Annotated in this window: 14 protein-coding genes; 8 read left to right on the top strand and 6 right to left on the bottom strand. The window is 71.0% G+C overall.

Annotation, left to right across the window (positions count from 1 at the left end):
- The first annotated feature begins 7 nt into the window (after positions 1-7).
- From def (FHG71_RS13170) to rarD, 5 genes are all read left to right on the top strand, one after another.
- On the top strand, positions 8-565 hold the full coding sequence (gene def / locus FHG71_RS13170) for a peptide deformylase (RefSeq protein WP_139082152.1): 558 nt from the start codon (positions 8-10) through the stop codon (positions 563-565).
- A complete protein-coding gene (gene def / locus FHG71_RS13165) occupies positions 562-1032 on the top strand; it encodes a peptide deformylase (RefSeq protein ID WP_139082151.1) in 471 nt (156 codons plus the stop codon). Before def (FHG71_RS13170) ends, def (FHG71_RS13165) begins: the two co-directional genes overlap by 4 nt.
- Complete coding sequence (def, locus tag FHG71_RS13160; protein WP_139082150.1) at positions 1029-1517, top strand: peptide deformylase; 489 nt, start codon at positions 1029-1031, stop codon at positions 1515-1517. Before def (FHG71_RS13165) ends, def (FHG71_RS13160) begins: the two co-directional genes overlap by 4 nt.
- Positions 1514-2413, top strand: a complete 900-nt coding sequence (gene fmt, locus FHG71_RS13155) for a methionyl-tRNA formyltransferase (protein WP_139082149.1) — start codon at positions 1514-1516, stop codon at positions 2411-2413. The genes def (FHG71_RS13160) and fmt overlap by 4 nt, the downstream gene beginning before the upstream one ends.
- Positions 2414-2485: 72 nt before the next feature.
- Complete coding sequence (gene rarD, locus FHG71_RS13150; protein WP_139082148.1) at positions 2486-3388, top strand: EamA family transporter RarD; 903 nt, start codon at positions 2486-2488, stop codon at positions 3386-3388.
- Here the strand turns inward: rarD and rnhA are convergent.
- The 6 genes from rnhA to FHG71_RS13120 form a co-directional block, all read right to left on the bottom strand.
- Positions 3385-3852, bottom strand: a complete 468-nt coding sequence (gene rnhA / locus FHG71_RS13145) for a ribonuclease HI (protein ID WP_139082147.1) — start codon at positions 3850-3852, stop codon at positions 3385-3387. The two genes, rarD and rnhA, sit on opposite strands and share 4 nt — an antisense overlap.
- A gap of 63 nt (positions 3853-3915) precedes the next feature.
- Entirely contained in the window at positions 3916-4179 is a 264-nt protein-coding gene (locus FHG71_RS13140) for a hypothetical protein (RefSeq protein ID WP_139082146.1), read from the bottom strand.
- A 100-nt stretch (positions 4180-4279) separates the two neighbouring features.
- Positions 4280-4717, bottom strand: a complete 438-nt coding sequence (locus tag FHG71_RS13135) for a DUF3429 domain-containing protein (protein WP_139082145.1) — start codon at positions 4715-4717, stop codon at positions 4280-4282.
- A complete protein-coding gene (locus FHG71_RS13130; RefSeq protein WP_139082144.1) occupies positions 4714-5178 on the bottom strand; it encodes a YdeI/OmpD-associated family protein in 465 nt (154 codons plus the stop codon). Before FHG71_RS13130 ends, FHG71_RS13135 begins: the two co-directional genes overlap by 4 nt.
- Positions 5175-6125 carry a 4-hydroxy-3-methylbut-2-enyl diphosphate reductase gene (gene ispH, locus FHG71_RS13125; protein WP_139082143.1) on the bottom strand — a complete coding sequence of 317 codons (951 nt, stop codon included), beginning with the start codon at positions 6123-6125 and terminating at the stop codon, positions 5175-5177. Before ispH ends, FHG71_RS13130 begins: the two co-directional genes overlap by 4 nt.
- Positions 6122-6739: a LabA-like NYN domain-containing protein gene (locus tag FHG71_RS13120; RefSeq protein WP_139082142.1), complete on the bottom strand. Its 618-nt coding sequence runs from the start codon at positions 6737-6739 to the stop codon at positions 6122-6124. The genes ispH and FHG71_RS13120 overlap by 4 nt, the downstream gene beginning before the upstream one ends.
- A 104-nt stretch (positions 6740-6843) precedes the next feature.
- On the opposite strand from FHG71_RS13120, the gene folK reads away from it, so the two are divergent.
- From folK to FHG71_RS13105, 3 genes are all read left to right on the top strand, one after another.
- The gene (gene folK / locus FHG71_RS13115) at positions 6844-7410 is read left to right on the top strand and encodes a 2-amino-4-hydroxy-6-hydroxymethyldihydropteridine diphosphokinase (RefSeq protein WP_246045444.1); all 567 of its coding nucleotides are present in this window, start codon (positions 6844-6846) and stop codon (positions 7408-7410) included.
- Positions 7411-7524: 114 nt separating this feature from the next.
- Positions 7525-7878 (top strand): DNA-directed RNA polymerase subunit omega, encoded by a 354-nt coding sequence (gene rpoZ, locus FHG71_RS13110; protein WP_139082140.1) that lies wholly within the window; start codon positions 7525-7527, stop codon positions 7876-7878.
- 38 nt (positions 7879-7916) lie between these two features.
- Positions 7917-10097, top strand: coding sequence for a RelA/SpoT family protein (locus tag FHG71_RS13105; protein ID WP_246045443.1), 2181 nt, complete (start codon positions 7917-7919; stop codon positions 10095-10097).

The raw sequence follows: 10097 nt of genomic DNA, 5'->3' as shown, positions 1-10097 counted from the left end.
CCGCGTCATGAGCCTCCGTCCGATCCTCCTGCACCCCGACCCCCGCCTCAAGGCCGTGGCCAAGCCCGTGACCGTCTTCGACGACGCCCTGCGCCGCCTGGCCCACGACATGCTGGACACCATGTACGACGCGCCGGGGATCGGGCTCGCGGCGCCGCAGGTGGGCGTGCTGAGCCGGATGATCGTCATGGACTGCGTCAAGGAGGAGGGCGAGACGCCCCGGCCCATGGTGCTGGTCAATCCCGAGGTCGTCTGGACCTCGGAGGAGAAGGCGCCCTATGAGGAGGGCTGCCTATCCATCCCCGAGCACTTCGCCGAGGTGACGCGGCCCAGGGAGGTCGAGGTCGTCTGGACGGACCTGGACGGTCAGGCGCACCAGGGTCGGTTCGACGGGCTCTGGGCGGTCTGCGTGCAGCACGAGATCGACCACTTGGACGGCACCCTGTTCATCGACTACCTGGGGCCCATCAAGCGCGGGGTCATCACCCGCAAGATGGAGAAGCTGAAGCGCGACCTCGCCCGCGAGAAGCCCGCCCCCAAGGGGCGTGAGGCCGAGCGGCTGTGATCCGGCCCATCGTCCAGGTGCCCGACCCCGTCCTGCGTGAGGTCTGCGCGCCCGTGCAGGCCTTTGACGCCGCGCTGCGCGAGCTGGTCTCCGACATGCTGGCCACGATGTACGAGGCGCCGGGGCGGGGCCTCGCCGCGCCGCAGGTGGGATTGCCGGTCCGGCTCTTCGTCATGGACGTGGCCTGGAAGGACGGGACGCCCGAGCCGCATGTGTTCGTGAACCCCGAGATCGTGGAGGCCTCCGAGGAGCGGGTGACGCGCGAGGAGGGATGCCTGTCGATCCCCGGCCGGGTGTCGCGCGTGGCGCGGCCCGCCGCAGTCGCCCTGCGCTGGCGGGACCTGGACGGCGCGGCGCAGGAGGGCCGGTTCGCAGGTCTGGCGGCGACCTGCGTGCAGCACGAGATGGACCACCTCGACGGCGTGCTCTGCACGGACCGCGAGGAGCCTGAGGAGGCGGTGGCGTGACCCGCGCCGTCCTGCCCTGGCCGCATCCGGTCCTGCGCCGCCCCGCCTCTCTGGTGGAGGAGGTGACCGACGAGATCCGCGCCCTTTGGGGCGAGATGATCGAGGTCATGGAGGCGATGCCGGGCGTGGGCCTTGCCGCACCGCAGATCGGTGTGCCGCTCCGGCTGGCCGTCGTGGACGCCTCGGAGGCGCGCGGACAGGCGGTGCGGATGGCCAATCCCGAGATCCTGCACGCGAGCGTGCAGTTGCGCGAGCACGAGGAAGCTTCGCCCAACTTGCCCGGCGTCTCGGCGGTGATCGCGCGGCCCCGCGCCGTGACGGTGCGCTACCTCGACGAGCGGGGCGAGGTCGTGGAGCGGGACTTCGTGGCCCTTTGGGCGACATCCGTGCAGCACCAGATCGACCATCTGGACGGCAGGATGTACTTCGACCGGCTCTCGCGGACAAAACGCGACATGCTGATCCGCAAGGCCCGCAAGGCATGAGGCTCGCGTTCCTGGGCACGCCCGAGTTCTCGGTCCCGCCCCTGCGTGCGCTGATCGCGGCGGGGCACGAGATCGCCTGCGTCTACTGCCAGCCGCCGCGCCCCGCCGGACGCGGGCAGAAGGAGCGCCCCTCGCCCGTGCAGGCCGAGGCGGAAAAGCGGGGGCTGATGGTGCGCCACCCCCGAAGCCTGCGGACCTCCGAGGCGCAGGCGGAGTTCGCGGCGCTGGGCGTCGAGGCGGCGGTGGTCGTGGCCTATGGGCTGATCCTGCCGCAGGCCGTTCTGGACGCGCCCGCGCGAGGGTGCCTGAACATCCACGCCTCGCTGCTGCCGCGCTGGCGGGGGGCGGCGCCGATCCACCGGGCGATCATGGCCGGGGATGCCGAGACCGGCGTCTGCATCATGCGGATGGAGGCGGGGCTCGACACCGGGCCGGTGCTGCTGCGCGAGGCGCTGCCCCTCGGGCCCACGGACACGACCGGGGACCTGCACGACCGGCTGAGCGGCTTGGGCGCGCGGATGATCGTGGAGGCGCTGGCGCGGCTGGCGGACCTGACCCCCGTGCCGCAGCCCGAGGCGGGCGTAACTTACGCCCACAAGATCGACAAGGCCGAGGCACGGATCGACTGGAGCAAGCCGGCCGCCGAGGTGGACCGGCTGATCCGGGGGCTGGCTCCGTTTCCCGGCGCCTGGTGCGAGGCGCGGGGCGAGCGGATCAAGCTCCTGCGCGCGCGGCTGGTCGAGAGGCGGGGGAGCCCCGGCGAGGTGCTGGAAGGCCTGACGGTCGCCTGCGGCGAGGGCGCGGTCGAGGTGCTGGAGGTGCAGCGCGCAGGGGCCAAGGCCCTGCCTGTGGCCGAAGCCCTGCGGGGCTGGGACCCCGGCGCGCGGCTCGGCTGACCTCGCGCCGGGGGTGGCGGTCGCCGCCCGGACGCGTTAGCCCCTTCGGGCCCGATCCCGGAGGTGCCCCCGATGACCCGCAACGAGGACAGCCTCAAGGGCTTTGTCCTGGCGACGAGCGTCTATGTCCTGTGGGGCTTCCTGCCCCTCTACATGAAGGCGCTGGCCCATGTGCCGCCGGCCGAGGTCATCGTTCACCGGATCATCTGGGCCATCCCCATTGCCGGGGTGGTGGTCTGGAGCACGGGACGCACGGCCGATCTGGCCCGCGCGCTGCGGACCCCCCGGATGCTGGTCATGGCGGCGGTGACGGCGGCGCTCATCTCGGTCAACTGGGGCATCTATGTCTGGTCCATCGGCGCGGGGCACGCACTCGACGCGGCGCTGGGTTACTACATCAACCCGCTCTTCAGCGTGCTTCTGGGGGCGATCCTGCTGCGCGAGCGGCTGAGCCCGCTGCAATGGGCGGCCATCGCGCTGGCGGCCGCAGCCGTCGCGGTCCTGACCTGGGAGACGGGGCGGCTGCCGCTGGTGGCGCTGGGGCTCACGCTCACCTGGGGGGCCTACGCCTTCCTCAAGAAGGCGCTGCCCATCGGGCCGAACCAGGGTTTCCTGCTGGAAGTGCTGATCCTGCTCGCCCCGGCGCTGGGCTACCTGGGCTGGCTGAGCGCCAATGGGCAGAGCCACTTCGCGGCGGGGGACGCAGCCACGACCTGGCTCCTGCTGGGCTGCGGGCCGGTGACGGCGGTGCCGCTGATCCTCTACGCCAACGGGGCCAAGCTCCTGCGGCTGTCCACCATCGGCATCCTGCAATACATCGCGCCGACGATGATCGTGCTCGTGGCGGTGTTCCTGTTCGGCGAGGAGTTCGGTCGGGCGCGGATGATCGCCTTTCCGATGATCTGGGCGGCGTTGGCCCTCTACACCGCCTCGATGCTGCAGCAGTCGCGCCGGGCTCGCGCCGCCGACGCCTAGGAGGCGCGTCGCTTGGGCTTGAACGGGGCCATTCCGGCGCGGGCCAGCGCGTCGGCGCGCTCGTTCTCGGCGTGGCCCGCGTGGCCCTTGATCCAGCGCCAAGTGACGGTGTGGCGCGACGCGGCCTCCTCCAGCCGGCGCCAGAGGTCCTCGTTCTTGACGGGCTCGTTGGACGCCGTGCGCCAGCCGCGCCTCTTCCAGTTGACGAGCCAGCTCGTGATGCCGCCCTTCACATAGGCCGAGTCGGTGACGACGGTGAGGACGGAAGGCCGCTCCAGCACCTCCAGCGCGTGGATGGCCGCCAGAAGCTCCATGCGGTTGTTGGTGGTCATGGGCTCGCCGCCCATGAGTTCCTTTTCGCGGACGACCTGGTCGCCCTCCTTGGCCAGCAGGAGGGCGCCCCAGCCGCCCGGCCCCGGGTTCCCGGAGCAGGCGCCGTCGGTGTAGGCGAAAAGGACGGGCATGGCGGACACCTCGAATAGCGGAGCCCGTGGCCTAGCCCGCCCGCCGCGGTGGTGCAACCGGTGTCAGGCCGGGTAGTCGGCGGGCGCGATCCCGGCGGCCTCGAGCGCCTTGCGGACCTGCGCGACCTCGTCCTTGGACAGGCCGTGGTTGCCGCCGTGCAGGCTGATGTGCTGGCCCGCCAGCGTTGCCGTGAAGCGGCCGTGGCCGGAATGGCCGACCTCGGCCCCGAGATCCCGCAGGACGGCCTCCACGTCGGAGAGGTGGATGTTCGAGGGGATCGGGTGGGCAAAGAGGCTGTGCAGGACCTTGCGGTGGCTGTGGTTCATCTGGGGTCTCCCGTATTGGATGACCCCAGTCCCGCACAGGGCGGACGCCGCGACCTTGACCTGCATCAAGCGAGCCGTCGGGGCTGACCCTGTCGTGGCGTCAGGGCCAGCCGGCCAGGAGGCAGGGCACCACGAGCGCGGTCAGCAGCAGCCGGAGGCGCAGCCACCAAGCCGGCGCGAGACCCGCGCGCTGCGCATGGAGATCGAGCGCGAGCAGCGCGACGAAGCCCAGCGCCAGCGCTAGCGCCGAAAAGCCGAGGAACAGCGCCCAAAGCGAGGGCAGCGTGGAGAGAGCGTAAAGGACGGCGGCATGACGCCCTTCGGCGCGGGTGGCGAAACCCCAGATCACGCCGGACATGAAGCTGAGGATCACCATCCCGTAGAGGAGGAGGAGCGTCCGGCCCGTGAGGCGGGCGCCGAGGAGATCAAGGCTCCAGTCGCCGACGGAGGGGATCAGGATCGTGAGCGCCCCCCAGGCGAAGGGCAGGACGCCCGATAGGCCGAGGAGCAGCGGGGCGACCGGGATCCGCCGCGTCATAGCGCCTCTCCAAGGTCCGCCACCACGGAGGCGATGCGTTTGGCGCGCGTGGGCGCGGTTTTGGCCGAGTCGATGCGGTGCAGGAGGCCGCGCCGCTTTCCGGGGGTCAGCGCCTCCCAGGCCGCACCCGCCCCGGCCTGCCGGAGCGCCAGGGCCAGGTCGTCCGGCGTGTCCACCTCGTCCGACGGGGCCGGGCGCAGGCGGACCTCCAGCGGCTCGCCCGGCGTGACGCCCAGGCGGTCGAGGAGGCTGCGGCCGGTCCAGAGGAACAGGCCCTCGACCACGGGCGCGCGGGAAAGTGCGAGGTTCACGGGATGGTCGTTGATCTCGCCCTCCACGCGTCGGGCGCCCTGGGACAGCAGGGTAGCGGCCACCTCGGGGGGAAGGCGAAGGACGGTGTAGGTGGCCCGGCCCCATTCGACGGGCTCGACGCGCCCCTCGAAGCCGAGCCAGCCGCTCACGCGGGCTCCCGCAGGATGCGGGGGACCTTGAACTCCACGTTCTCCTCGGCGGTGACGACCGGCCTCACCGTGACGTCGTAACGGGCTCGGACGGCGTCGATCACCCCGTTCACCAGCGCCTCGGGGGCGGAGGCCCCGGCGGTGAGGCCGATGGAGCGCACGCCTTCCAGCGCGCGCCAGTCGATCTCGGCGGCGGTCTGGATGAGCTGGGCGTAGGGGCAGCCGGCCTTGCGCGCGACCTCCACCAAACGGCGCGAGTTCGAGGAGTTGGGCGCACCCACCACGAGGATCGCCTCGCAGGAGGGAGCCATCGCCTTGACCGCCATCTGGCGGTTGGTCGTGGCGTAGCAGATGTCCTCGCGCGCGGGGCCGTGGATGGCCGGGAAGCGGGCCTGGAGTGCGGCCACGATGTCGGCCGTGTCGTCCACCGAAAGCGTGGTCTGGGTCACGAAGGCGAGCCGGTCGGGGTCGCGGACCTCCAGCCGGTCCACGTCCTCCACCGTCTCCACCAGCAGCACCTCGCCGGGCGGGAGCTGGCCCATGGTGCCGACGGTCTCGGGGTGGCCGGCATGGCCGATCATCACGAGCTGGAGCCCATTCTCGTGGTGGCGCGCGGCCTCGATGTGGACCTTGGTCACGAGCGGGCAGGTGGCGTCCACCTGGATCATGTCGCGCGCGGCGGCCTCGGCCGGCACGGACTTGGCCACGCCATGGGCCGAGAACACGATGGGCCGGTCGGCGGGGGCCTCGTGGACCTCCTCGACGAAGACGGCGCCCTTGGCGCGCAGGGCATCTACCACCGTGCGGTTGTGGACGATCTCGTGCCGGACATAGACCGGGGCGCCCCATTTCTCGATCGCGAGCTCGACGATGCGGATGGCGCGGTCCACGCCCGCGCAGAAGCCGCGCGGCGCCGCGAGATGGAGCGTGAGGGGGGCCTTGGTCATTCCTCGGCCGCCACCGGGGCGGCGGGCTCGGTGGCGGGCACGGACTCGCGCGGCCAGCGGCGCTCGGCGCCCTCGGGGCGCGGCTCGCGCGGCGGACGGCCCACGACTTCCTTGAGGTCCTCAAGGTCGATGAAGTTGTCGGCCTGCCGGCGCAGGTCGTCCGAGATCATCGGCGGCTGCGAGCGGATGGTCGAGCAGACCGAGACGCGCACGCCCTTGCGCTGCAGCGCCTCGACGAGCGGCTTGAAGTCGCCGTCGCCCGAGAAGATCACGGCATGGTCGATATGACCGGCCAGTTCGAGCGCGTCGACGCAGAGCTCCACGTCCATGTTGCCCTTGACCTTCCGCCGGCCGAGCGAGTCGGTGTATTCCTTGGCGGGCTTCGTCCGCATGGTGAAGCCGTTGTAGTTCAGCCAGTCGACGAGCGGGCGGATGGGCGAGTATTCGTCGTTCTCCAGAAGGGCGGTGTAGTAGAAGGCGCGGACCAGCTTGCCCCGGCGCGCGAATTCGGCCCGAAGGAGCTTGTAGTCGATGTCGAAGCCCAGGGCCTTGGCGGCGGCGTAAAGGTTGGAGCCGTCGATGAAGAGCGCCAGCCGGTCGTCGCGATAGAACATGAATGGCCTTTCATTATGCCTTAAAGCGCGGCCCGAAACGGAGCGGGCCGCTTGAATGGCTCCAAGATAAGTACGCGCGCGCGGCGCGCAAGAGAGAGGGACCCGTGACATTTGGCCATGCCCTGATCGCCCTGGGATCGAACCTCGGCTCGGCGCGCGGCGGCCCGGCCGCCACGGTCGCCGCCGCGATGGACGCGCTGGCCGGGCTGGGCCCCGGCCTAACCTGCAGTCGGCTTTGGCAAAGTCCCGCCTGGCCGCCCGGCGGGCCGGACTACGTCAACGCCGCCGCCGCGCTGGTGACGGATCTCGGTCCCGAGGCGCTGCTCGACCGGCTCCACGCCATCGAGGCGACGTTCGGTCGCATGCGAGAGACGCGCTGGGGCGCGCGGACGCTGGATCTCGACCTGATCGCCTGGGGGGCGGAGGTGCGGCCCGACGCCGCGGCGCAGACGGCCTGGCGCGAGCTTTCGCCCGAGCGGCAGGCGCGGGAGGCCCCGCCGGACCTGATCCTGCCGCATCCCCGGATGCAGGAGCGCGGATTCGTGCTGGCCCCCTTGGCCGAGATCGCCCCGGACTGGTGCCACCCCTTGATCGGCCGCACGGTGCGCGAGATGCTGGCGGCGCTGCCCCCGCTGATGCGGGAGGGAGTCGAGCCGCTGGCAGCGGGGTAGGAAGGAATCGGCCCTTGTCAACGGTCAGCCGGGAGAATAGCTAGGGGTCTTCCGAGGTCGGGTGGCCGGACGATTCCGCGCGCCCGGCCCCATCGCTATTCCGGGAGTGTGCCCATGGCCCGCGTGACCGTCGAGGACTGCGTCGACAAGGTTCCCAACCGCTTCGAGCTCGTCATGCTCGCCGCCCACCGCGCGCGCGAACTGGCTTCGGGCGCGCCGCTGACGCTGACCCGCGACAACGACAAGAACCCGGTCGTGGCGCTACGCGAGATCGCGGAAGAGACCCAGCAGGCCGAGGACCTGCGGGAGCGGATGATCGCCGCGAACCAGACGCAGATCGAGGTCGACGAGCCCGAGGAGGACGCCATGGCGCTCCTCATGGGTGCCGAGATGGACCGCCCGGCCCAGGACGACATGAGCGAGGAGCGGATGCTGCGTGCCCTCATGGAGGCGCAGGGGCAGCGCTGAGGCGAGGTCCGCCTGCCGGACCGCGACGGGGGGACGACATGCAGGACCAGGCCATGGCGACGATCCCGGGCGCGGCGCTCGCCGCCACGCCCGACGACCTCGTGGCGCTCGTGCGCGGCTACAACCCCCGTTCGAACGAGGCGCTGATCCGCAAGGCCTGGGCCTTTGGCGATCGGATGCACGATGGGCAGCTCCGCAAGAGCGGGGAGCCCTACTTCACCCATCCGGTCGCCGTGGCGCGCATCCTGGCCGACCAGCGGATGGACGACGCGACCATCGTCACGGCGCTGCTGCACGACACGCTGGAGGACACCAAGGCCTCCTACGCGCAGCTCGAGCGCGAGTTCGGCCCCGAGATCGCCGAGCTGGTCGAGGGCGTCACGAACCTGACCAAGATGCAGATCCGGTCGGACGAGACCCGGCAGGCCGAGAACTTCCGCAAGCTCTTCATGGCGACCTCGCGCGACCTGCGGGTGACGCTCGTCAAGCTCGCGGACCGGCTGCACAACATGCGCACGATCCGGTCCATGAAATCCGAGAAGCAGGCCCAGAAGGCCCGCGAGACCATGGACATTTACGCCCCCCTGGCCGGACGCATGGGGATGCAGTGGATGCGCGAGGAGCTGGAGGACCTGAGCTTCAAGGTCCTGATGCCCGAGGCGCGGCAGTCGGTGATCCGCCGCTTCCTGACCCTTCAGGACGAAACCGACACCGTCATCAAGAAGATCGTGGAGGACATCCGCGAGGTCCTGCGGCGCGAGGGGATCGAGGCCGAGGTCACGGGGCGCGCCAAGAAGCCCTATTCGATCTGGCGCAAGCTCCAGACCAAGGACCAGGCCTTTTCGCGGCTGTCGGACATCTACGGATTCCGCATCATCTGCGGCGCGGCCCCCGATTGCTACCGCATCCTGGGCGTCGTCCACCAGCGCTGGCGCGCGGTGCCGGGGCGCTTCAAGGACTACATCAGCCAGCCCAAGTCGAACGGCTACCGCTCCATCCACACGACGGTGTCGGGGCGAGACGGCAAGCAGGTCGAGATCCAGGTCCGCACCCAGGAGATGCACGAGGTGGCCGAGTCGGGCGTGGCGGCCCACTGGTCATACAAGGACGGCGTGAGGAGCGAGAACCGCTTCGCCGTCGACCCCGTGCGCTGGATCGCGCAGATGACTGAGCGCTTCGAGGGCGGCGAGGATCACGACGAGTTCCTCGAGGCCGTGAAGCTCGAGATGTACCAGGACCAGGTCTTCTGCTTCACGCCGAAGGGGCACGTCATCCCGCTGCCGCGGGGCGCCACGCCGATCGACTTCGCCTATGCCATCCACACCCGGATCGGCCACGCCTGCGTGGGCGCCAAGGTCGACGGGGTGCGGGTGCCGCTCTATTCGCGGCTCAAGAACGGGCAGATGGTCGAGATCATCACCGCCGAGGGCCAGACGCCGCAGGCCACCTGGATCGGCATCGCCGTCACGGGCCGCGCCAAGAGCGCCATCCGCCGCGCGCTGCGCGAGGAGGACCGCGAGCGGTTCATCAAGCTCGGGGCCGAGCTGGCGCGCGTGGCCTTCGAGAACGTGGGCAAGAAGGCGACCGACAAGGCGCTGCGCACCGCCGCCAAGGCGCTGGGGCTCGACGGCGAGGAGGACCTCCTCGCACGGCTCGGCAGCGCGGAGCTGACCGCGCGGGAGGTGGTGCGGGTGCTCTATCCCGACCTCGCGCAGCGCGCGGGCGAGGAGGTGGACGAGCGGAAGGCCGTCGTGGGCGTGGCGCCCGGGCAGGCCTACCGCCGGGCGCTGTGCTGCCAGCCCGTGCCGGGCGAGCGGATCGTGGGCATCACCCATCGCGGGCAGGGCGTGGTGGTCCATGCGATCGACTGCCCGGCGCTGGTGGACTACGAGGAGCAGCCCGACCGCTGGCTCGACCTTCACTGGCAGGAGGGCAACCACCGCCCCGTCAACACGGTGACCCTGGAGCTGACCATCTCCAACGGGCCGGGCGTGCTGGGGCGCATCTGCACCCTGATCGGCGAGCAGTCGGCCAACATCTCGGACCTCCAGTTCACCGACCGCAAGCCCGACTACTACCGTCTGCTGGTCGACGTGGACCTGCGCAACGCCGAGCACCTGCACCGGGTCATGACCGCGCTCGACGCCGAGAGCAGCGTCTCCTCGGTGGCCCGTCACCGCGATCCCCGGCGGGCGACGGTGACGCCCCCGCGCGGGTGA

The organism is Rubellimicrobium roseum (genome assembly GCF_006152145.1).
In the GTDB taxonomy this organism is placed as follows: domain Bacteria; phylum Pseudomonadota; class Alphaproteobacteria; order Rhodobacterales; family Rhodobacteraceae; genus Rubellimicrobium; species Rubellimicrobium roseum.
Note: the sequence above shows the minus strand (reverse complement) of the source record. Positions and strands in the feature narration are given on the sequence as shown.